This is a genomic window from Pseudomonas sp. SH10-3B (assembly GCF_019891415.1).
In the GTDB taxonomy this organism is placed as follows: domain Bacteria; phylum Pseudomonadota; class Gammaproteobacteria; order Pseudomonadales; family Pseudomonadaceae; genus Aquipseudomonas.
On the sequence record NZ_JAFLXD010000027.1, the window covers coordinates 1 to 23,070 of the forward strand.

20 protein-coding genes are annotated in these 23,070 nt (G+C 61.8%); 9 read left to right on the forward strand and 11 right to left on the reverse strand.

Annotation, left to right across the window (positions count from 1 at the left end):
- The 3 genes from J1G35_RS19510 to J1G35_RS19520 all read right to left on the reverse strand — a co-directional run.
- On the reverse strand, positions 1 to 865 hold an 865-nt coding region (locus J1G35_RS19510; protein WP_223015761.1), incomplete at its 3' end, for an alpha/beta fold hydrolase.
- Positions 862 to 2,256 carry an aminotransferase class III-fold pyridoxal phosphate-dependent enzyme gene (locus tag J1G35_RS19515; RefSeq protein ID WP_053133503.1) on the reverse strand — a complete coding sequence of 465 codons (1,395 nt, stop codon included), beginning with the start codon at positions 2,254 to 2,256 and terminating at the stop codon, positions 862 to 864. The genes J1G35_RS19515 and J1G35_RS19510, both read right to left, overlap by 4 nt.
- Positions 2,249 to 2,950: an MtnX-like HAD-IB family phosphatase gene (locus J1G35_RS19520; RefSeq protein WP_223015762.1), complete on the reverse strand. Its 702-nt coding sequence runs from the start codon at positions 2,948 to 2,950 to the stop codon at positions 2,249 to 2,251. The genes J1G35_RS19515 and J1G35_RS19520 overlap by 8 nt, the downstream gene beginning before the upstream one ends.
- Positions 2,951 to 3,164: 214 nt before the next feature.
- Between J1G35_RS19520 and J1G35_RS19525 the strand changes: the two genes are divergently transcribed.
- A complete protein-coding gene (locus tag J1G35_RS19525) occupies positions 3,165 to 3,935 on the forward strand; it encodes a MipA/OmpV family protein (protein ID WP_053133508.1) in 771 nt (256 codons plus the stop codon).
- A 55-nt stretch (positions 3,936 to 3,990) separates the two neighbouring features.
- Here the strand turns inward: J1G35_RS19525 and J1G35_RS19530 are convergent, their stop codons facing one another.
- From J1G35_RS19530 to J1G35_RS19550, 5 genes are all read right to left on the reverse strand, one after another.
- Entirely contained in the window at positions 3,991 to 4,395 is a 405-nt protein-coding gene (locus J1G35_RS19530; RefSeq protein WP_053133510.1) for an EamA family transporter, read from the reverse strand.
- Positions 4,392 to 4,772: a transporter gene (locus J1G35_RS19535; protein WP_053133513.1), complete on the reverse strand. Its 381-nt coding sequence runs from the start codon at positions 4,770 to 4,772 to the stop codon at positions 4,392 to 4,394. Before J1G35_RS19535 ends, J1G35_RS19530 begins: the two co-directional genes overlap by 4 nt.
- The gene (locus J1G35_RS19540; protein ID WP_223015763.1) at positions 4,769 to 5,689 is read right to left on the reverse strand and encodes an arginase family protein; all 921 of its coding nucleotides are present in this window, start codon (positions 5,687 to 5,689) and stop codon (positions 4,769 to 4,771) included. The genes J1G35_RS19535 and J1G35_RS19540 overlap by 4 nt, the downstream gene beginning before the upstream one ends.
- Before the next feature lie 126 nt (positions 5,690 to 5,815).
- Positions 5,816 to 6,469, reverse strand: coding sequence for a DsbA family oxidoreductase (locus tag J1G35_RS19545; protein WP_053133520.1), 654 nt, complete (start codon positions 6,467 to 6,469; stop codon positions 5,816 to 5,818).
- 55 nt (positions 6,470 to 6,524) lie between these two features.
- A complete protein-coding gene (locus J1G35_RS19550) occupies positions 6,525 to 7,544 on the reverse strand; it encodes an alpha/beta hydrolase (protein WP_053133523.1) in 1,020 nt (339 codons plus the stop codon).
- Between the two features lie 182 nt (positions 7,545 to 7,726).
- Here J1G35_RS19550 and metR point away from each other — a divergent pair, with 182 nt between their 5' ends.
- On the forward strand, positions 7,727 to 8,644 hold the full coding sequence (gene metR / locus J1G35_RS19555; protein ID WP_053133526.1) for a transcriptional regulator MetR: 918 nt from the start codon (positions 7,727 to 7,729) through the stop codon (positions 8,642 to 8,644).
- Between the two features lie 104 nt (positions 8,645 to 8,748).
- Here metR and J1G35_RS19560 read toward each other — a convergent pair whose 3' ends face one another.
- From J1G35_RS19560 to J1G35_RS19570, 3 genes are read right to left on the reverse strand one after another with little or no spacing between them, the layout of a single operon-like run.
- On the reverse strand, positions 8,749 to 9,255 hold the full coding sequence (locus J1G35_RS19560; RefSeq protein ID WP_053133529.1) for a GNAT family N-acetyltransferase: 507 nt from the start codon (positions 9,253 to 9,255) through the stop codon (positions 8,749 to 8,751).
- A 5-nt stretch (positions 9,256 to 9,260) separates the two neighbouring features.
- The gene (locus tag J1G35_RS19565) at positions 9,261 to 9,674 is read right to left on the reverse strand and encodes an NUDIX domain-containing protein (protein WP_053133532.1); all 414 of its coding nucleotides are present in this window, start codon (positions 9,672 to 9,674) and stop codon (positions 9,261 to 9,263) included.
- Positions 9,675 to 9,706: 32 nt separating this feature from the next.
- Complete coding sequence (locus J1G35_RS19570) at positions 9,707 to 11,023, reverse strand: HD domain-containing phosphohydrolase (protein WP_053133536.1); 1,317 nt, start codon at positions 11,021 to 11,023, stop codon at positions 9,707 to 9,709.
- Positions 11,024 to 11,242: 219 nt separating this feature from the next.
- Between J1G35_RS19570 and J1G35_RS19575 the strand changes: the two genes are divergently transcribed.
- From J1G35_RS19575 to J1G35_RS19605, 7 genes are all read left to right on the forward strand, one after another.
- Positions 11,243 to 13,117 carry a GGDEF and EAL domain-containing protein gene (locus tag J1G35_RS19575; RefSeq protein WP_223015764.1) on the forward strand — a complete coding sequence of 625 codons (1,875 nt, stop codon included), beginning with the start codon at positions 11,243 to 11,245 and terminating at the stop codon, positions 13,115 to 13,117.
- Positions 13,118 to 13,142: 25 nt separating this feature from the next.
- Positions 13,143 to 14,111, forward strand: a complete 969-nt coding sequence (locus J1G35_RS19580) for a cytochrome c peroxidase (protein WP_053133542.1) — start codon at positions 13,143 to 13,145, stop codon at positions 14,109 to 14,111.
- A 10-nt stretch (positions 14,112 to 14,121) separates the two neighbouring features.
- Positions 14,122 to 15,933 (forward strand): DAHL domain-containing protein, encoded by a 1,812-nt coding sequence (locus J1G35_RS19585; protein WP_223015765.1) that lies wholly within the window; start codon positions 14,122 to 14,124, stop codon positions 15,931 to 15,933.
- Positions 15,930 to 17,309 (forward strand): ATP-binding protein, encoded by a 1,380-nt coding sequence (locus J1G35_RS19590; protein WP_223015766.1) that lies wholly within the window; start codon positions 15,930 to 15,932, stop codon positions 17,307 to 17,309. Before J1G35_RS19585 ends, J1G35_RS19590 begins: the two co-directional genes overlap by 4 nt.
- 159 nt (positions 17,310 to 17,468) lie before the next feature.
- A complete protein-coding gene (locus tag J1G35_RS19595) occupies positions 17,469 to 19,100 on the forward strand; it encodes a glucan biosynthesis protein D (protein WP_223015767.1) in 1,632 nt (543 codons plus the stop codon).
- A complete protein-coding gene (gene bglX / locus J1G35_RS19600; protein WP_347709462.1) occupies positions 19,097 to 21,361 on the forward strand; it encodes a beta-glucosidase BglX in 2,265 nt (754 codons plus the stop codon). Before J1G35_RS19595 ends, bglX begins: the two co-directional genes overlap by 4 nt.
- A gap of 81 nt (positions 21,362 to 21,442) precedes the next feature.
- Positions 21,443 to 23,062: an FMN-binding glutamate synthase family protein gene (locus J1G35_RS19605; protein WP_223015768.1), complete on the forward strand. Its 1,620-nt coding sequence runs from the start codon at positions 21,443 to 21,445 to the stop codon at positions 23,060 to 23,062.
- Positions 23,063 to 23,070: the final 8 nt, after the last annotated feature.

Below are 23,070 nucleotides of genomic sequence, written 5' to 3' on the forward strand. Positions count from 1 at the left end.
GCTCGACAGCTCCCACATCGACCTGTATTGGGTTGAAGCCCGTGTGCTGCTCGACAAAGTCGGCACTCAACTCGATCACCCGGCGGTATTGCAGGTCGACGGTGATCATGTGGTAGCAGTTGTCGAGCAGGATCTTGGTCACCGGCCCGCCCAGATGCCGCTCCACATAATCGGCGTTCCAGCGACTGGTGATGTCGTCCTCGATGGAGTGCAGCACCAGGGCCGGCACCTTGACCTTGGGCATGCGTTTCCTGACCACGGCGTTCATGCGGTGCAACTCGCGCACGGTGATGCCTTCCATGGTCAACAGACCGGCTTCGCTGCTCTGCCCTTCCTTCATCTGCCGCTCGACGATTGCCCGCAAGCGTTCATTCTTGATGCCATAAGGCGGCTTCTCTTCGAAGCGACAGATGTGCACGCCAAACGGAATTTTCATCAGCAATGGCGTGAGGAACGCCAGTTTGTTGATGCTCCAGCCGTCGTACTTGAGGGTGGTGGAATACATCAGCAGCCCGGCGACTTGCCCGGGATGCTCGGCGGCCACGTACATCGACATCACCGCGCCCATGGACAAGCCACCGACAAACACCTGTTCGTGGCGTTGCCTGACCTGTACGAAGGTCTTGCGCACGCCTTCGTACCAGTCCAGCCAGCCGGTCGCCTGCAGGTCGCTGTTGTCGCCGCAGTGCCCGGCCAAAGTGGGCACGTACACCGTGCAGTTACCCGCCTTGGCCAGGCCCTTGGCGACCTGGCGCAATTCGGTCGGGGTGCCGGTCAGGCCGTGGATCAACAGGATCCCGACCGGACCTTCACCGAGAACGAATCCGGCGGTGCCTTCACCGAGGTCGATCTCAGCTGTGCTCACCGTTTAGTCGCCCGTACCAGCAGTTGCTCAAGCAGCTTCAGGCCCAGCTCGATTTCCGGGTAGCTGATTTCCAGGGACGGTGCCAGGGTGATCACGTTTTTATAGTAGCCGCCCACGTCGAGGATCAGGCCGAGTTTGCGCCCATCCACCACCATGTCGCCTTTCATGCCTTCTTCGACCATGTAGTCCAGGGTCGCCTTGTCCGGCGTGAAGCCATCCGGCCCGCAGATTTCGCAGCGCAGGGCCAGGCCCAGGCCGTCGACGTCGCCGATGATCGGGAAACGTTTCTGCAGGTCTTGCAGGCCTTCCAGGAAGAATTTGCCCTTGGCCATGACCATCGCGCCGTAGTCGACTTCGTTGGTCATCTTGAACATTTCCAGGCCCACCGCCGTGCCCAATGGGTTGGAGGCGAAGGTGGAGTGGGTCGAACCCGGTGGGAAGATCTTCGGGTTGATCAACTCTTCACGGGCCCAGATGCCACCCAGTGGGTTAAGGCCGTTGGTCAGCGCCTTGCCGAACACGATCACGTCCGGTTGCACGTCGAAGTGCTCGATGGACCACAGTTTGCCGGTGCGGTAGAAGCCCATCTGGATTTCGTCGGACACCATCAGGATGCCGTGCTGATCCAGCACATGCTTGAGTTCGCGGTAGAAGTTCATCGGCGGAATCACGTAGCCGCCGGTGCCCTGGATCGGCTCGACGTAGAACGCGGCGTATTCACTCTGGCCGACTTTCGGGTCCCACACACCGTTGTATTCGGTCTCGAACAGACGCGCGAATTGCTGCACGCAGTGGCTGCCGTACTCTTCCTTGGTCATGCCTTTGGGGCCACGGAAGTGGTACGGGAACGGGATGAACTGCGCGCGCTCGCCGAAGTGGCCATAGCGACGACGGTAGCGGTAGCTGGACGTGATCGACGACGCGCCGAGGGTACGGCCGTGGTAGCCGCCTTCGAAGGCGAACATCAGGCTTTTGCCGTTGGTGGCGTTACGCACCACTTTCAGGGAGTCTTCGATCGACTGCGAGCCGCCGACGTTGAAGTGCACACGACCGTCGAGGCCGAATTTTTTCTTGGCGTCGACGGCGATCATTTCCGACAGCTCGATCTTGCCTTTGTGCAGGTACTGGCTGGCGATTTGCGGCAGGGTGTCGATCTGCTGTTTCAGCGCGTTGTTCAGGCGCGGGTTGGCGTAGCCGAAGTTGACCGCCGAGTACCACATTTGCAGGTCGAGGTAGGCCTGGTCTTCGGTGTCCCACACGTAGGAGCCTTCGCAACGGCTGAAAATACGCGGCGGCTCGATGTAGTGGACGGTGTCGCCGTAGGAGCAGTACTTGGCTTCTTTATCCAGAAGGATCTGGTCTTCGGCAGTGGCGATACGGATATCAGACATGGTGGAAGAGTTCCTGATTGTCGGCAGCAGTAAAGGTGGTGGCGTTTGCGGCGATGCCTTGCGGCAGTCGGGCGAGCAATGCAGGCACTTCGGCGAAGGTGTCGAAGCGCGCGTGAGGAATGTTGTTGGCCTCGCAGTACAGGGCGAGGCTGCCTTTGGCGAAGACGAAGTCGGCGGTGGAGGCCACGCACATGTCGGACTTGCCGTCGCCGATCACCAGCACACGCTTGTTGCGCGGGGTGGATTTGCACTTGCAGTTGCCGGACGCCGCGCGGCAGGCATCGCTGGAATACGGGAAGTCGATGCGCCAGCTGTTCTGGTCGACCTGACGCAGGCGGTTGGCGAGGATCGGCAGCAAGGTCACGTAGTTGCGCGACAGAATCCGCGCGATGCCTTGCTCGATGCCGTCGCTGACCACTTCGATGGACGCGCCCAGGCCCATGACGTGATCGACGAAATCCGGGAAGTCCGGGTCGATCTCGACGCTGTCGAAATACGCCAGCAGTTCAGCCGGGGTCGCCTTGATCAGCGCCAGTTGGCGGCTCAGGCATTCGCGGGAACCGATATGCCCATCCAGCCATTCCTGTTCGATGGTTTCCCACTCGGGGCCGGCGAAGCGTTGGAGGACGTTGTCGATGACATCGGTGGGGGTAATGGTCCCGTCGAAGTCACACACGATATGCCAGTGGATCATCTGCGTTTACCTTGAGGAGCGCGCTGTGTGCGCTTGCACAAGGGGTAGAGCAGGGAGTGTGCCAACTGGCTGAAGCCCGGCGGGGCTGGGGGCGCGCGGGGATATGTGTCGCAGGAGCTACAATTTTTGTAGCTTGCTACAAACAAGATGAGTGCTTGCGTGAAGGACGCCCTTCGCGCGTTCATGCGCGCATGTCCAGAAAGGAAATCGCTCCATGCTCAAACTCACTTCTGCTGTATTCGCCGGTTTACTGGGGCTGTGGGGTTATGCCGACACCGCCCTGGCCGCGCCGATCACCGGAGAAGTCGGCGCTGGCCTCAGTTATCAGCCCCATGATCCGACCGGCAGCCGCTACGAAACCCGCCCCGTGCCCTACCTGGACCTGGACTGGGGCACTGTCAGCCTGAGCACCGATGACGGCCTGACCTGGAGCGCCCTCAACACCAACGGTTTGACGGCCGGCCCCTATATCAACTACCTGCAGGGGCGTACCTCCAACGGTGAGCTGCAGGGCCTGCGCAATGTGTCGGACATGGCTGAAGTGGGCGGTTTTATTCAATACGCGCCGGCCGACTTCTGGCGCGTGTATGCCCGGATGGGCCAGGCCGTCGGTGGCGGGCATTCCCAGAGCGGCGCGCTGGGCAAGGTCGGCGGCGAGCTGGGCTACCCACTGGGTGGCGGGGTTATCGGCAGCAGCGGCCTGGCGGCGAATTTTGCCGATGCGCGCCAGACCCAGACCTATTTCGGGGTCGACGCCAATGAATCCGCGGCCTCTGGTATTCGGCCGTATAACGCCAGCGGCGGCTTCCAGAACCTCACGCTGACCCAGAGTTTCGAGTTCCCCCTGGCCTCCAACTGGTCACTGCTGACCAGCGCCAGTTGGGTACACCTGGTGGGTTCGGCGGCCAACAGCAGCATCGTCAAGGAAACCGGCGACGTGAACCAGGGCCAGGTACAGACGGCGATCAGCTACAAGTTCGATTGATCACTTCGGACAACATGTGGGAGGGAGCAAGCCCCCTCCCACATGGGGCCGGATTTCAATTTTCCTCGCCCTCGGCCAGCAGCGCGATTCCGCCGATAATCACCGCAACGCCTACCCAGTGCAGCGGGCTGATATGTTCCCCCAGCCCCAGCCACGAACCGAGCAACACCACCACAAACACCAGCGAACTCAGCGGGAACGCCAGGGATAAACTGCTGCGCCGCAGGATCAGCATCCACACGAAAAACGCGCCGATATAACTGGCGATCGCCGCCAGGATCCCCGGGTTGCGCGCCACCTCGGACAACCACTGCCAATTGAAATCCATCTGCCCCAACTGGTCGCCGGCAACCTTGGTAAACAGCTGCCCGGCACTCTCGGTGCAGATCAGCAAGGCCCACAGCACCACGGTGCCAAGGCGCCCATGCAACCAACCGGTATTCATCGTTTGCGTACTCATGCCTGACTCCCTGCAATCGCTACCAGCATCACACCCAAGGTAATCACCAGGGTGCCCATCCAACGCCGGCGGCTGACGGTTTCGCCCAGTACCACCTTGCCGGCCAGCACCACGCCGCAATAGGCCAGCGCCGCTGCCGGAAACAACAGGCTCAACGGCGCACGAGACAGCGCTTCGAGCCACACGAAAAACTCGATCGCGTAGGCACCGATCCCCGCCCACAGCAGCGGCGCATTAAATACCTGGCCCCAGAACGCATTCAGGCGAAAGCCGCCGTCCAGCTCCGGCAAACGGTCCAGGCCGAGCTTGAAACACAGTTGGCCGATCACATCGAGCACGATGGAAAAGGCCACCAGCAACACCACGGTCAGGGTCACGGGAACAGCTCCTCAAACAGATCGATCAGGGCTTCATTGGTAGCGGCGTTGCGCTGCAAATCCTCCGGGCTCCAGCGCTCCGGTGGCGGCTGGTCGGACTTGGCTTCCCAACGCTTGAACGCATTGCTGAAGGCCGGCGTGGCGAACTCGCCGCACACGTCGATGCCGATAATCCGTTTACCCGCCGCCAACGCCCGCAAGGCTTGCAACAAGTGGGTCAGGCGCATGCCGCCCTGGTCCCAGTTGGTGGCGGCGTCTTCACTGGCCAGCACGTCTTTGTCAATGGTGATCCAGATCGCTTCGGTGGGCAGGCTAGCGATCATCTGTTCGAGAAATGCAGCCCAGTCCAACTCCGCCAGGTTGCGCCAGTGCAGGTGGTTTTCCTGCTGCTGGTGGCCGGCGCCATCGCCGACCCGACCCCAGACTTTCGACGGCGGGTGCTGCCAGGGAAACAACTGCAAGTGCCCACGCTTGAGGGCGCCGAGGTTGCCGCCGCGCAGTTGCGGATTATGCAGGTCATCGCTGCACGGGCCGAGGGTGACGATGCGCTTGATCGCCGGCATCTTCAGCGCGCGGTTGACCCACGAGCCACAGTGACGCTTGGGCGCAAAGCGCACCCAGTCGGGGTGATTGTCGAAGTGGATCAGGCTGATGGGTTCTTTCAGGTCGGCCAGAAACGCCGGGGTCAGGTGGTGATAATCGCCGGAGCCGACGAACAGGATCTCCGGGCGCGCGTCCGTAGGCCGGGGCCGCTGGGCCAGGCGTTCGGAAAAGCGCTTCCAGGTTTTTTCGCTGGACCACAGGCGCAGCTTCGGGCCCAGGTCCAGCAGGTCGATGCGCGTGGCACGGCCACTGGCCAACCGCCGGGCAATCGGTGCCTGACCGGTGAGGCTGTGGTCGAGGTCAAGAATATTCAAGGTGATATTTCCCCTATGGCTTTAGGGGGTCAATGCAAGGGGCGGGCCAGCGCTTACCTCAAGGTCAGTGAGAACCACATGTGGAAGGGGGCTTACTCCCTCCCACATGTGGATCAGTGTTCGACTTTAGTTTTTGGCTTCGCTGATGATCTGGCGAATCGCACCGACAAAGGCTTCGGCCGGCTGGCCACCGCTGACGGCGTACTGGTCGTTGAACACGATGGTCGGCACCGACGTCACCCCACGGGATATCCACAACTGCTCTTGCTCGCGGACTTCGGCGGCGTATTCATCGGAGGCGAGAATCTCGGCGGCGCGCTTTATATCCAGGCCGACACTTTCAGCGATGATCGCCAGGGTGGCGTGATCGGAAGGGTCCTGGCCATCGGTGAAGTAGGCTTTGAACAACGCTTCCTTGAGGTTGTACTGCAAGCCTTCGAGCCCGGCCCAATGCAACAGGCGGTGTGCGTCGAAGGTGTTGTAGATACGGCTTTGGCCGTCGGTGCGAAAGGCAAAGCCCAGCTCGGCGCCCATGTCGCGGATGCGTGCACGGTTGGCCTGGGATTCTTCAGCCGTGGAGCCGTATTTCTCGGTGATGTGTTCGACGATGTTCTGCCCGATGGCGGGCATGTTCGGGTTCAGTTCGAACGGCTGGAAATGGATCTCGGCCTGCACCTCGGTGCCGAGCTGGTCGAGGGCTTCGGTCAGGCCGCGCAGGCCGATGATGCACCAAGGGCAGGACACGTCGCTGACGAAATCGATTTTCAGGGGAGTACTCATGGTAGGCAACCTCGCAGGCTTCAATACGCCGTAAAGGTTGCACGATACACCAATGTCACAGCAGCTTCGAAGGCGCGACCGGATCGATCTGCGCCCAATGGGCGGCATCTTCGCGATGAGCCTGCAGGTACGGCAACACCGCCGTCAGCAGCGGCGCCTTGAACGCTTCCTGGAAACGATGGGCCATGCCGGGAATCAACTTCAATTGGCTGCCCTGGATATGCGCTGCCAGGTGCACGCCGTGCATCACCGGCAGCAACGGATCAGCGGTGCCGTGGACCACCAGCGTCGGTACACGCAGTTGGTTGAGCAGCGGCACACGGCTGGGTTCGGCGAGGATCGCCATGATCTGGCGCTTCACGCCGTCCGGGTTGAAGGCGCGGTCGTAGGACAGCGCCGCCTGGTGCAGCAAGGCCTGGCGATCGTCCTTGACGTTCGGACTGCCCAGCGCCGCGAGCAAGTCTGCCTGCTGCTCCAGCGCCACTTCACGATTCGGCGCGCTGCGGCGCGACAACAATTGCACCAGCGCCGCATTCGGGGCCGGCAAGCCTTCGGCGCCGGAGCTGGTCATGATCAGGGTCAGGCTTTCCACGCGCTGCGGCGCCATCGCCGCCAGGTGCTGGGCAATCATGCCGCCCATGCTCGCACCCAGTACGTGGAACTGCTGGATCTGCAAGGCATCCATCAAGCCCAGGGCGTCATCAGCCATGTCCGTCAGCGTGTACGGCGCCGATACCGGCAGGCCGAGCTTGTAGCGCAGCACTTCAAAGGTCAGGTTGGCGCTCGCCGGCGCCTGGCGCCAGGTGGACAGGCCCACATCGCGGTTGTCATAGCGGATCACCCGGAAACCCTGCTGGCACAGGGCGACGACGACTTCGTCGGGCCAGTGGATCAGTTGCCCGCCCAGGCCCATCACCAGCAGCAAGGCCGGGTCGGACGCACGGCCGATACTCTGGTAGGCGATACTCACCTGGGCCAGGTCGACCGTTTGGGTCGGGACATTGACATCACATCGAGAAGCCGCAAAAGACGGCAGGCCGAACAGTAGAGCGGCCAGTAAAAGCAACACGCGCATGAAAAACACCGAAACGCAGAACCCCAGTAGAGCGCGAGTCTGATGAAGTTTGTTCAAGCGCGCTGCCACAGTTCCATGACAGTTTGATGAAGAGTGCCCGGCGGTCATGGTCGACACGCGTTGCAACATGAGACAAACTCACGCGATCCCGCTTCGTCACAAATTGTCTTCATGGAGAGCCCGTGCTCGAAATCCGTCATCTCAAGACCCTGCACGCCTTGCGCGAAGCCGACAGCCTGGTGGAGGCCGCCGAGCGCCTGCACCTGACACAATCGGCCTTGTCCCATCAGTTCAAGGAGCTGGAAGAACGCCTGGGCATGCCGCTGTTCGTGCGCAAGACCAAACCCGTGCGCTTCACCAGCGCGGGTCTGCGCCTGCTGCAACTGGCCGACGCCACCCTGCCCCTGCTACGCGGCGCCGAGCGCGACATCGCGCGTTTGGCCGGTGGCACCGCCGGGCGCTTGCACATGGCGATCGAGTGCCACAGTTGTTTCCAGTGGCTGATGCCGACCATCGACCAATTCCGCGATGCCTGGCCGGAAGTCGAGCTGGACCTGGCCTCGGGCTTTGCGTTCGCGCCACTGCCGGCCCTGGCCCGTGGCGACCTGGATCTGGTGGTCACGTCCGACCCGCTGGAGCTACCGGGTATCACCTATGTGCCGCTGTTCACCTACGAAGCCATGCTCGCCGTGGCCAACCAGCACGCGCTGGCGAACAAGGCGTACATCGTGCCCGAAGACCTGCTGACCGAAACCCTGATCACCTACCCGGTGGAACGCGACCGCCTGGACATCTTCACCCGCTTCCTGGAACCGGCCGACGTGGAACCGGCCCAGGTGCGCACCTCGGAACTGACGGTGATGATGATGCAACTGGTGGCCAGCGGCCGTGGCGTGTGCGGCATGCCCCATTGGGCACTGCATGAATACAGCTCGCGCGGCTACGTGAAGGCCAAGCGTCTGGGCGAGAAAGGCTTGTTTGCGACGCTGTATGCGGGGATTCGTGCGGACATGCTGGATGCGCCGTATATGCGCGACTTTTTGCTGACGGCCAAGGACACGTCGTTTTCAACCCTGGATGGCGTCAGCGCGGTACGCTGAAACCACACCGTTCCAAATGTGGGAGGAGCAAGTCCTAATGCCGGACAGTTAAGGAGGAACACTGTAACTGTGGCGAGCGGGCTTGCCCGCTCCCACATTAGATCTCAGTGCGCCGTGAGTTCGCGCCACATGTAGATTTTGTCGAAGTAGTCCACGCCCACCCGCACCGCCAGCGGCTCCAGGCCGTACTGGATAAACCCGCAGCGTCGGTACAGCGCAAACGCTGCATCGTTGCCGGCGGTGACGGTCAGTTGGATCACTTTGAGCCGCGGATGTCGGCGCGCTTCATCCAGCGCAGCCTCGACCAATCGCCGGCCCAAGCCTTTGTGCTGGTAAGCCGCGTTCACGTACATGCCGAACAGGGTCACCTTGTGCCGCGCCTTCTCCCGAGGTTCGAAGGCCAGGCCGACGATGCCGGCCAGTTCCCCGTCGACGTAAGCGCCGAGCAAACGGTCCAGCGGGCTCTCCAGGCGCTTTTCCCACCAGCTCAACGGCATGGCTGCACGCTCGGACACACTGGAAGTGAACGCCTGGGGATAAGCGCCATACGCCTCCAGCATCAACGCTCGATAAGCCTCGGCGTCGTTGGCCCCCAGCGCACGGATGCTCATTCGCGTCAGGCCGGCGTGGTCAGTGACGCGCGGTAAAACGGCAGGATCAGGTCACGGGTCAGGGGCGCCAACACCAGGCCGCCATCACCGGCAGGGTCGATCCAGCGCACCTCCTCGATTTCAGCCGCCGGGCTGACCGGAACATCGATCTGCACCTGGAACAATTGCGCGTCCACAGTGAACCCCGGCTCGTTGGCGGCAGGGGCCGAGAAGTGACCGAGGTAGACCGCGTCGCCGGGCTTGATGCGCAGGTTCAGCTCTTCGTACAGCTCGCGGGCCAGGGCCTCGGCGGGCTGCTCACCGGCGTCGATCTTGCCACCGGGTTGCATAAAGGCCTGGGTGCCGCGCTTGCGCACCAGCAGGGTGTGGCCGTCGCTGCCGATCAACAGGGCAGCGGCGATACGGATAGTGCTAGGCATGAACTGAAAACCTTGAATTCAAACAATGAAAATTAATGAAGCACCGCGTCGGTCTCGTCCGGCTCCTTGATAAACACGCTGTACTTGGCGCCTTCCATCGCCTCGAACGCAATCAGCTTGTCCACCAACGGCAGGTTCAGCACCTTACCGGCATTGAGCAGCAACATGCCGTTATCGGCGTTGAGGTTACGCGCCAGGACCATGCCGTCTTCCAGTTCACGGGTGGAGAGCACCTTGACCGTGGGATCACCCAGGGTCACGTCACTGAGAAACGCAGCGCACGCCAGGATGAAGTCCTCGACCAGCTCCGGATCGTAGAGGCGCCCGGCATATTTGCGGATATACAACAGCGCTTCATCGCTGTTCAGATGCCGCTCAAGGATCAGGCCTTTCTGCAATTCGATGAAGTCCACCGCCAGTTTCAGCAGGCGTGAACCGAACGGAATCGCCTCGCCCTTGAGGTGGTCGGGGAAACCACTGCCGTCCCAGCGCTCCTGGTGATGACGAATAATCCGCGCCGCGTCCTTCATCGGCTCCAGGGTCATCAACAGCGATTCGCTCTGGGTCGGATAGCCGCGGTACCGCTCGCGGTCGGTGCTGTGCAGTTTGTCGGCCGGCTCGATCAACATACTGTCGCTCCAGCTCAGCTTGCCGATGTTGTACAACGCGGCGGCCATGGCCATGTCGCGGGCGCTGGCTTCGTCGATGGACTGGGCGGTGCAGTACACGCGCACCAGTTCGATCAGTGCACGGTTGGTCTGTTTGTTCTTGGGCAGGCGCAGGTTGGCCAACAACGAAAACACTTCGGTACCGGTCACGTAGCTGCGCTTGAGCTCCTCGTAGGCCAGGTCGAGCATGTCGGCGGTCTGTTGCAGCTCACTGGTCCGTGCTGCCACGCGTTTTTCCAGGGTGGCATTCAATAGCTTGAGCTGCTCGTTCTGCTGATGGGCCAGGCGTTCCAGGCGCTGAAGCTCCAGGGCCTGCTGCAGGATCAGCTTCAGTTCGTCATCGTTCCAGGGTTTGCCGATGTAGCGGTGGATCGCCCCTTCGTTGATCGCCTTGATGATCGTCGGCAGGTCGGCGTAGCCGGTGAGCAGGATGCGACTGGTGGCGGGATAAAGGCGATGAACCTCGGCCAGCAACTGCGCGCCGTCCATGCCGGGCATGCGCGCATCGCTCATCACCAGGTCGATGGGCTGAGCGGCCATGACCTCCAGGGCCTCGGCGCCGCTGCCCGCGAGCACGATATCGAAGGGTTGGCCGCGCAACAGGCGACGCAAGCTGTTGAGGATCGACTCTTCATCGTCGACCAGCAAAATAGTGGGTTTCGTCGCAAGTAGTTCATCCATGCCTGCTGCGCCTTCACATTGAACTGAATTGAGCTGATTTGAACCCGTGTGCCAAGCCGTCTTCCCTCGCTTAAGGCGCGGGGTTGATTTGACGCCAACTGGCCGCCGAATTCAAGGGACCTCGACTACACTGCCACAGCAGGTCTGCGCCCCGCTCCGCCATGGAATCAAGGAAGGAATGGTTATGCCGTCGAACCTTTTGCAGATGAGACGCGCACTATGAGCCCGAACTCAGAACGGGCCAACCGTCGTATCCTCATCGTCGATGACACCACGTCCATCCACCTGGACTTTCGCAAGATCCTGTGCGCCGACGCCGACGACGAGCCTTCCCTGGATACCCTTGAGCAAACCCTGTTCGGCACAACGACCGTTGCGCGCCAGGCGTTCATGCTGGATTCCGCCTACCAGGGTCAGGAAGCCTTGGACCTGGTGAATCGGGCCCTGGCAGCCAATACCCCCTACGCCATGGCGTTCATCGACATGCGCATGCCGCCTGGCTGGGACGGCCTGCACACCATCGAGCAGTTGTGGAACGTCGATCCCAACCTGCAGATCGCTCTGTGCACCGCCTATTCCGACTATTCGTTTGAAGCGATCGAAGCACGAATAAAGTACAACGACCAGTTGCTGATCCTGAAGAAGCCCTTCGACCACCTGGAAATCCGCCAGATGGCCAGCGCCCTGACCTGGAAATGGCAGCTCGCCCAGGATGCCGCCTTCAAGGTGATCGGGCTGGAACGCACCATTGAGGAACGCGTGCAGGAGTTGCTGAAAGTGTCGCACCTGTTGCAATACGACGCGCTCACGGAGTTGCCCAACAGCACGTTGCTGGGCGACCGCCTGACCCAGGCCATTGCCCTGGGCCGGCGCCATGACACGCAACTGGCGGTGATGTTTATCGGCCTCGACCGCTTCAAGCGCATCAACAACGCCCTGGGTTATCCGGTGGGGGATGAGGTGCTCCAGCAGGTCAGCCAAAGCCTGGTGGCAGCCGTACGGGAGTCGGACTCGGTGTTTCGCTATGTCTCGGACGAGTTTGTGATCCTGCTCAATGATGTCCAGCACCCCCTGCAAACCCAGCACATCGCCCAGAAGGTACTCAAGGCCATCAGCGTCACACGCCATATCGCGGGACACGACCTGAGCGTCACCGCCAGCCTGGGCATCAGCATCTATCCGAATGACAGCAGCACCGCCGTGGAGCTGATCAAGCACGCCGAAACCGCCATGCACACCACCAAGGAGCGTGGCCCGGACGACCTGAGCTTCTACACCGAAGACATGAACCTGCGCGCCCAGCACCAGCAGAACCTGGAAAGCGCGATCCGCCAGGCCCTGGAACACAATGAGTTTGCGCTGCACTACCAGCCCAAGCTGGACCTTAAAACCGGGCGAATCACCGGCGCGGAGGCGCTGATCCGCTGGTTTCAACCGCGCTCGGGCTGGGTCCACCCGGCTGATTTCATTCCCGTGGCGGAAGACAGCGGGCTGATCGTCCCCGTGACCCAATGGGTGCTGCGCCACGCCTGCGAACAGGCACAGGCCTGGCGAACCATGGGCCTGGCGCCGCTGCGCATCTCGGTGAACATCTCCGCCATCGACTTCCGCCAACGGGAGTTTGTCGACAATCTGGCTGCCATCCTGAAGCAGACCGGCCTGCCGCCCAACCTGCTGGAGCTGGAGATCACCGAAAGCGTGCTGATGCAGAATGTCGACGATACGGTCGATATTCTGAACCGGATCAAGGCCATGGGCGTGCGCCTGGCCCTGGATGATTTCGGCACCGGCTACTCCAGCCTCAGCTACCTGCGACGCTTTCCTATCGATGTGCTGAAGATCGATCAATCATTCGTGCGCGGGCTGCACGAAAATAGCCAGGACGCGCAGCTGATCAGCGCTATCATCGGCATGGGCAGGAGCCTGGAGCTGAACATCATCGCCGAAGGGGTGGAGACCGTCGAACAGCTGAACTTCCTGAGGTCCCAGCAGTGTGAAGAGGGCCAGGGTTTTCTGTTCAGCAAGGCGGTACCTGCGAAGGATTTCGCCCAGTTACTGCAGCTGGGTAGCCTCACGCTGATGCCCGATCAATAGCCCTATGCTTGCAAGGAGTGCTCGCTTGAGCGACGTCTCAACCTACTGTTTCGGCCTCATCCTGACGTTGGGGTTGAGCCTGGGGATGACCGTAACGGCCGCGCCGCTGGACGAAGCGCTCAAACCGTTGCCACCGGTACCGCAACTCGACCCGGCCAAGGTCGAGCTGGGGCGCAAACTGTTCAATGAGCCGCGCCTGTCGGTCAACAACACGCTGTCCTGTGCCAGCTGCCATCACCTCGAATCCGGGGGCGCCGACAATAAACCGTTCTCCATCGGTTTCGACGGCAAGCCCGTAGAGATCAACACCCCTTCGATGTTCAACGCCAGCCTGAATTTCAAACAGTTCTGGAACGGCCGGGTGGACACCCTGGAGGCACAGGTCGAGCAAGTGGTCATCAGCCCGGTGGAAATGGGCAGCGACTGGAAAACCGTAGTGCAGAACCTCTCCGCCCTGCCCGTCTACCAGGCAGCGTTCAAACAGGCCTACCCCGATGGCGTGACCGCAGCCAACGTGCAAAACGCCCTGGCCACCTACGAACGCACGCTGCTGACGCCCAACTCACGGTTTGACCAATACCTGCTGGGCAACACGGAAATCCTCACGATCCAGGAAAAGTACGGCTACCAGCGCTTCAAGGATTACGGCTGCATCGCCTGTCACCAGGGCATCAACATCGGCGGCAACATGTTCCAGAAGTTCGGGGTGATGGGCGACTACTTCAAGGCACGCGGCAACCCCGTCGAGTCGGACCTGGGGCGTTACCTGCTGACCAAGGATGAAGAAGACCTCCACGTGTTCAAGGTGCCCAGCCTGCGCAACGTCGCGGTCACGGCGCCGTATTTTCACGATGCATCGGCCAAGACCCTGGAAGAAGCGGTCGACGTCATGTTCAAGTTCCAACTGGGGCGCAACCCCTCGCAGGAGGATAAAGACCTGATTATCCAGTTTCTCAAGACCTTGACCGGCGAATGGTCGGGCAAGCCTTTATGAGCAGACCGTCATGACCCTCTATCGCCGCCGCACCAGCCTGGCCTTGGGGTTCATCACCCTGTTGCTGGCCTCGACGCTGATCTTTCTGTACGTCAAGTCGTCCAGCAACCAGGCGTCCTCTTACACCCAGTCCAGGGACCTGATCCGGCAGCTACAGCAACTTAACGCCCAGTGGGACAGCGAAGTGCTCAAGGCCAGGATCGCCATTACCCACAATTACGACCCCCTGGTGGCACCCCTGACAGAAATGACCCGGCTGGGGGCAGAGCTGGAATCGCACAACTCGCATCGCAGTCCTGAAGACCTGTCCGGCTGGCAGGCCAGCCAGCAGGCTTATCGAGCCGCCATCCAGGAAAAAGCCCGGCGCATCGACCAGTTCAAGTCCCACAATGCCGTGTTGCGCAATTCCCTGGCCTTCCTGCCGACGGCCGAAGACGATATCCAGGCGCAGTTCAATCAGGTAAACGACGACACAAAACTGCCACTGCAAAGCGTGGCCACCGACACCTACGACTTGCTGCTCAGCAGCCTGGAATTCGCCCAGGTCACCACCGAAGAGCGCGCCGCCGACATCCTCGTCGGCCTCGGCAAGCTGGCCGTCAACAAGGAACTGCTGCCCAGCGAGTTCCGCGCCCCGGTGGAGATCCTGAGCAATCACATCGAACTGATCCTGCGCGAGCAGCCCGTGGTGAACACCTTGCTCGAAGAGATCGCCGCCATCCCGGTGGCCGAACGCCTGGATGACCTGACCACCCACCTCAACCAGGACCAACAGGCCGTCGACCTGGTCGAACAGCAATACCACCGCTACCTGCTGGTGTTCTCGACCCTGCTGGTGGCCCTGCTGCTGTACCTGACGATTCGCCTGCTGCGCAGTTTCGCCGAGATCAACCGCGTCAATCGCGCCCTGCAGGCAGTGAACGAAACCCTGGAACAGCGCGTGGAACGGCGCACCCAACAGCTCAAGGATGCCCAAAGCGAGCTGATGGACAGCGCGCGCCAGGCCGGCATGGCGGAGATCGCCACCAACGTGCTGCACAACGTCGGCAACGTGCTTAACAGCGTGAACATCTCCGCCGACCTGGTCACCCGCAAACTGCGCAGCAGCAAGGCAATGGGCCTGGGCAAAGCCATGCAGCTGATCAACGAGCGCCAGGGCGACCTGGGCACTTTTATCACCGAGGATGAAAAGGGCAAGCTGCTGCCCGGCTACTTGAACCAGTTGGTGGACGCCATTGCCGTCGAGCAACAAGGCCTGATCGAGGAGCTGGGGCAATTGAGCAAAAGCGTGGACCACATCAAGGACATCGTCTCCACCCAACAATCCTATGCGGGGGCAGCCTCACTGAAGGAGCCGGTGCAGATCAGCGCCTTGATGGAGGACGCCCTGCGCATGAACGCGGGGGCACTGAGCCGGCACAACGTCACGGTGGTCAAGCACTATGGGCCGGTACCGGAAGTCCTCGGCGACAAACACCGCTTGCTGCTGATCATGGTCAACCTGATCAGCAACGCCAAGTACGCCATGTCCAACCTCACCGACCGGCCACGGCAGATGACCCTGACGGTCCTGCAGCTGGATGATGACACCCTGCAGATCAGTGTGAAGGACGAAGGTGAAGGCATACCGGCCGAGAACATGACCCGCATATTTACCCACGGCTTTACCACTCGCAAGGAAGGTCACGGTTTCGGCCTGCACAGCTGCGCACTGGCCGCCGTGGAAATGAATGGACAGCTCACCGCCCATAGCGACGGGCCGGGCCAAGGTGCAATATTCACCCTGACAATCCCCCTCACTCCTGCCGGAAGTCCCGTATGAACCAGCCTCCCAACCGGCGCATCCTGTTGATTGATGACACGCCGTCGATTCACGATGACTTCCGCAAGATCCTGATGCCTGCCGTTGAATCCAACCAGGTGCTGGATGACATGGAGTCGGCACTCTTCGGCAATACCGCCAAAGCCCAGGCCAAGGTGTTCGAACTGCACTCGGCCTATGGCGGCGAAGAAGGCCTGCAGTTGCTCATCACCGCCATGGCGCAACAGCAGCCCTATGCCCTGGCGTTTGTCGACATGCGTATGCCCCAAGGCTGGGACGGTGCGAAGACCATAGAAGAACTCTGGAAAGTCGCCCCCGACCTGCAAGTGGTGGTGTGCACCGCGTACTCGGACTATTCCTGGGAAGACCTGCTGGAGCGCCTGCACGGCCATGATCGCTTGCTGATCCTGAAAAAGCCGTTCGACAACATCGAAGTCCAGCAGATGGCCAACACCCTGGCCAATAAATGGGACATGGCCCGCCGCGCCACCCTGCAAACCACCCAGCTGGAACGGCTGGTGGAACAACGCACGCAAGCGCTGCAGCAGGAAATCGAAGAGCGCAAGCACCTGGAAAGCCAACTGGTGCAGTCGGAAAAACTCGCTTCGCTGGGCCAACTCGCCGCAGGCGTGGCCCATGAGATCAACAACCCGGTGGGCTTTATCTCGTCCAACCTCAGTACGCTCGACGGCTACTTCAACCAGTTGCAACAGATGCTGGAGGCTTACCGGCAGGCCGAAGAAACCCTCGCCACGGGTGAACAGCACGAGCAGCTCAAGGCATTGCGTATCCGCCTGGAACTGGACTTTCTACAGGATGACATTCCGATATTGATCCGCGAGTCCAAGGAAGGCATCGGTCGCGTGGCGCAGATCGTCAAGGACCTGAAAAACTTTTCGCGGGTGGACAACGACCAGGCCTGGCAATTCGCAAATCTGCAACAGGGCATCGACTCCACGCTGAACATCGTTGCCAGCGAACTCAAGTACAAGGCCGATGTGGTCAAGCACTACGCGCCGCTGCCAGAGATCGAATGCCTGGCCTCGCAGCTCAACCAGGTGGTGATGAACCTGGTCATCAATGCGGCGCAGGCCATGGGGCCGGAGCGCGGCACCATCACCATCAGCAACGGTGTGGACGGCGAGAACGTATGGCTGGAAGTGGCAGACAACGGCTGCGGCATTGCCCCCGAGTCGGTGCAGAAAATCTTCGATCCGTTTTTCACCACCAAGCCGGTGGGTGAAGGCACGGGGTTGGGGCTATCGCTCTCCTACGGCATCGTCAAGAAACACCGTGGCGATATCTCTGTCAGCAGCGAGTTGGGCAAGGGCACGACGTTCCGCGTGGTACTGCCGATTCGGCAGACGGCGGCGTAGGGCACGCCGCCGACCCATCCGTCCTCCCCCACAACCTGTTATTTCTGACAGTAGACAGACTCTTTTCCCAACTCGACACTCCACACAAGCAACACGGTTGCATGCCGGAGGTGTGCTGAACGTGAGGCCTGGACCCTCATCGTCGAAGGAAAGGACACCATGTCTACGCGCCGCGAGTTCCTCACATACGCTTCACTGGGCGCCTTGCTCACGCCACTGGGCAGGGGCGCCCTGGCGACCGATACAACCGACCCGCCCAGCGCGTTTTCCTTCGAAGACTTGATCGAACAGGCACAAGCCGATGCCTTGAAACCCTACACCTACCCCAGCACCGCATCGGCCACGCTGCTGGCGAGACTCGACTACGCCGCCCACGGCCAGATCCGCTTCAAACCCGAGCGTGCCCTGTTCGCCAAAGGCCCCGGCAAGTTCCCCGTGACCTTCTTTCACTTGGGGTCGTTTTTTCGCACCCCCGTGAGGATGTATGTCCTGGACAACGGCATCGCCCGTGAGATCGTCTACGACCCGGCGTACTTCGATATGCCAGGCGACAGCCCGGCCCATGCCTTGCCCCATAACAGTGGGTTCGCCGGCTTTCGTATCCAGGAAAGCCGCCTGGGCGACCAGGCCAGGTTGGCGTGGCAACAGAACGACTGGGTGGCCTTTCTTGGCGCGTCGTACTTCCGGGCCATCGGCGAGTTGTACCAGTACGGTCTATCCGCACGGGCGATTGCCCTGGAAGTGGCACAAGCCGGCAAGGCCGAAGAATTTCCCGACTTCACCCACATCTGGTTCGAGCCGCCAAAGAACCCACACGCAAACGCCATGACCCTCTACGCGCGGCTCGACGGTCCCAGTATCTGCGGCGCCTACCGCTTCGAGATCCACCGCACACGGGGCGTGGTCATGGACATCGACTGCACGTTTTTCCTGCGCAAGAACGTCAGCCGGCTGGGCATTGCTCCGGTGACCTCGATGTTCTGGTTCAGTGAAACCGCCAAGCGCACCGCCGCCGACTGGCGCCCCGAGGTCCACGACAGTGACGGCCTGGGGCTCTGGACCGGCAACGGAGAACGTATCTGGCGTCCCTTGAACAACCCGCCACGCACTATGGTTTCGGCGTTCAGCGACCACCAACCGAAGGGCTTCGGCCTGCTACAGCGCGACCGCAATTTTGACCACTACCTCGATGGTGTGAATTACCAGCGGCGTCCCAGCCTGTGGGTCGAGCCATTGGGCGATTGGGGCGACGGCAGCGTGCAACTGATGGAAAACGGCACCGACGACGAGATCCACGACAACATCGTCGCGATGTGGGTGCCCTCGGCGCCAGCGGAAGCGGGCAACCGCTATGCGCTGCGTTATCGCCTGCACTGGCTGGCCCAGGAGCCCTACGCTTCGCCATTGGCAGTGTGCGTGGCCACACGCCTGGGCAAGGGCGGCCAACCGGGCCAGCCGCGCCCTGTGGGGGTGCGTAAATTCGTGGTCGAATTCCAAGGCGCCCCCTTGGAAAAACTTGCGCCGGGGATCAAGCCAGAGGCCGTGATCAGTTGCTCCAGAGGCGAGCTCAGCCAGGCCTTTACCGAAGCGGTGCCGGATGGCGTCGCCGGCCATTGGCGAGCACAGTTCGATTTGACCGTCGACGGCAAGGATCCGGTGGAATTGCGCCTTTTCCTGCGCCTTGACGGCCAGCCGCTGTCAGAGACCTGGCTGTATCAGTACCACCCCTTCAATTCGGATTCGACGGCAATCGGTACCCCTTCAACGGCTGACACCGGCAATCGCCCGTGAGGCTCTATAGCAAATTGGCGCTGTGCTACCTGGCGTTCAGTCTCAGCGGCAGCGCTCTCAGCGCCGGCGAGCAAGACCCCGTCGAGCGCTTGTTGCAGCAGATGACGCTCGAAGAAAAAGTTGGCCAACTCAACCAACTCGGCGTCCAGGACACGCCTACCGGCCCGGTCATTGACCAGGGCGAACTGGCGCAACTGCCCATGAACACCGTTGGCTCAGTCCTCGGCGCCTATGGTTTCGAGCGGACTCGCCAGTTGCAGGAACAGGTCGTCACGCATTCGCGCCTGCATATACCGCTGTTGTTTGCGTTCGATGTGATTCACGGCTTTCGTACCGTATTTCCCGTTCCGCTGGCAGAAGCCGCGGCCTGGGACCCTGCCCTGGCACAACGGACCGCTCGCGCGGCGGCCGTTGAAGCGACGGCCAGCGGCGTGCATTGGACCTTCGCCCCCATGGTCGACATTGCCCGCGACCCGCGCTGGGGCCGCGTGGTGGAAGGTACCGGCGAAGATCCGTTCCTGGGCGCGGCGCTGGTCAGCGCCAAAGTGCAGGGGTTCCACGGTGACGGGCCTCCAGACCCCTCCTTTATGCTGGCGACCGCGAAACACTTCGTGACCTACGGCGCGGCCGAAGGCGGGCGCGACTACAACGTCGCCGACGTATCGGAACGCACTGTGCGGGAAGTGTACTTGCCGCCTTTCCAGGCGGCTGTGGCGGCTGGCGTCGACGGGATCATGCCCTCGTTCAACGAACTGGCCGGGACGCCCCTGCACAGCAGCACCGCCCTGTTGACCGGCGTGCTGCGCAATCAATGGAGGTTTCGCGGCCTCATCGTCAGTGACTTCAACGCCATTTGGGAGCTGAGCCAGCACGGCATCGCAGGAGGCCCGGCCGACAGGGCAAGGCTGGCGTTCAACGCCGGCGTGGACATCGACATGGCCAGCCAGACTTACCGCCAATACCTGCCAACGCTGGTGCGCAATGGCCAGGTTTCCCTGGCAGCCGTGGACGCTGCGGTGCGCCGCGTACTCCAGGCCAAGCAGCGCCTGGGGCTGCTTGAAGATCCCTACCGCTACAGCGATGAGGCGCGGCAACGGGCCAATGTGCTGACACCGCAGCACCGGGCACTGGCGCGCGAGGCCGCGCAGAAGTCCATCGTACTGTTGAAAAATACCGACGCCCTGCTGCCGCTGTCCAAGCACCTGCGTAACGTGCTGGTGGTCGGCAGCCTGGCCACGGATGCCGAGGCCACGATCGGCCCATGGGCCTTGGCGGGTCATCCCGAAGATTCGATCACGGTCTTGCAGGGCATACGCCGCGCCGTCGCGCCCGACACTGAGGTGGTTTACCTGCCCGGCGCTTCGCCCATCAGCGACGACACTCAGAACCTCATCGAGGTCCAGCAGGCCGCCCACCTTGCCGAGGTGGTGGTCGCCGTGCTCGGCGAGCGCGCGGATCAGAGCGGCGAAGCCCGCAGTCGCGCGGACCTGGGCTTGCCGGGTGCCCAGGAGGCGCTGTTGCGCGCCCTGCTGGACAGCGGCAAACCCGTGGTCATCGTGCTGATGAATGGCCGCCCGCTGGTGCTCTCACAGACCGTGCGCCAGGCGCCCGCGCTGCTGGAAACCTGGTTCCTGGGCAGTGAGATGGGCAATGCCGTGGCCGATATCCTGTTCGGTGACGTCAACCCCAGCGGCAAACTGCCGATCACGTTCCCTCGCAGCGTGGGTCAGATCCCCCTCTACTACGCGCACAAGAGCACCGGTCGTCCGCCCAGCGGCGATGAAAGGTATGCTTCCGGCTACATCGATGAGCACTGGGCGCCGCTGTATCCCTTCGGCTTCGGCCTGAGCTACACCTCGTTCAGCTACTCCGCGCCGCGGCTCAGCGCGCAGCGGCTGGCGTCCACCCAAGCGTTGGCCGTAACGGTCACCGTCACCAATACCGGAGCGCGCTCAGGCGACGAAATCGTGCAGTTGTACCTGCGCGATGATGTCGCCAGCGTGACCCGCCCGGTTCGCCAATTACGCGGTTTTCGCAAAGTGTATTTGGCACCCGGCGAGGCTCGGGAGCTGACCTTCACCCTTGACCAAGAGGACTTCGCCCTGCTGGACAGCGACTTTTCGCCGGTGGTTGAAGCCGGCACGTTCACCGTCTTCGTCGGGGCAGATTCGACCACCGAAAACCAGGCCCGGTTTGAACTGACCGATAGCCGCGCATTGTCTATTTCGGGCCAGTCTGTCCCATCACGGGGATCACACTGAGTACACCTGCAGGTTGTCTGGCCTTTCGTTACTGGCGCAGAATGCCGGATCGACCTGAGAGTCCGAACCCAAGGAAACCGTATGAGCCTGTCCTTGCTAAGCCGTTACGCCTTCTTTGCCGTGTGCGTCATTTTCACCCTCGCCAGCCTCCCCTTTATCCAACACGAATGGCTGTGGCCCATCACCCTGGTCACCGGCGTGTTGAGCCTGATCGGCATTTTCGACCTGCTGCAAAGCCCCCACGCCGTGCGCCGCAACTACCCGATCCTGGGCAATATCCGTTACCTGGTGGAAGCCATCCGCCCGGAAATCCGCCAGTACCTGCTGGAGTCCGACAGCGACGCCCTGCCCTTCTCGCGCTCACAACGCTCGCTGGTTTACTCGCGCGCCAAGAACGAAACGGCTGACAAACCTTTTGGCACCCTGATCGACGTGTACCAGTCGGGCTTCGAATTTATCGGCCACTCCATGCGCCCCGCGCCGCTGAGCGACCCCAGCGCCTTTCGCGTAATGGTCGGCGGCCCGCAATGCACGCAGCCGTATTCGGCGTCGGTGTTCAATATCTCGGCGATGAGCTTTGGCTCGTTGAGCGCCAACGCGATTCGCGCGCTCAACCAAGGCGCCAAGCTCGGCAATTTCGCCCATGACACCGGCGAAGGCAGCATCAGCCCCTATCACCGCGAAAACGGCGGCGACCTGACCTGGGAACTGGGCAGCGGCTACTTCGGTTGCCGCACCAGCGACGGTCGCTTCGACCCGGAGCGCTTTGCGGTACAGGCGCAAAACCCGCAGGTGCGCATGATCGAAATCAAGATGAGCCAGGGCGCCAAGCCCGGCCACGGCGGGATCCTGCCCAAGCACAAGGTGACTAAGGAAATCGCCGAGACGCGCGGCATCCTGATGGGCGAAGACTGCATCTCGCCGTCGCGTCACAGTGCGTTCTCCACCCCTATCGAGCTGATGCAGTTCATCGCACAACTGCGCGAACTGTCCGGCGGCAAGCCGGTGGGCTTCAAGTTCTGCCTGGGCCACCCGTGGGAGTTCATGGGCATTGCCAAGGCCATGCTCGAAACCGGCATCCTCCCGGACTTTATCGTGGTCGACGGCAAGGAAGGCGGTACCGGCGCCGCGCCCGTGGAGTTCACCGATCATATCGGCGTACCGCTGCGTGAAGGCCTGTTGTTCGTGCACAACACCCTGGTGGGCCTGAACCTGCGCGACAAGATCAAGCTCGGCGCCAGCGGTAAGATCGTCAGCGCCTTCGATATCGCCAGCGTACTGGCCATCGGTGCCGACTGGGCCAACTCGGCGCGCGGCTTCATGTTCGCCATCGGCTGCATCCAGTCCCAAAGCTGCCACACCAACAAATGCCCCACCGGCGTCGCGACCCAGGATCCGCTGCGCCAACGCGCCCTGGTGGTACCGGACAAGGCCCAGCGCGTGTTCAACTTCCACCGCAACACCCTCAAGGCCCTCGCCGAGATGCTCGCGGCAGCAGGCCTGGATCATCCGTCGCAGCTGTCGGCCAAGCACCTGGTGCGGCGCATGTCAGCGACCGAGATCAAGCTGTTCTCGCAGTTGCATGTGTTCTTGAAACCGGGGGAGTTGCTCACCGGTGAAGTGAATGGCGAGTTCTATTCACGCATGTGGCAGATGGCACGCGCGGACAGTTTTGAACCCCACGAAGTCGCCGCCGCTTAAAGGACCCA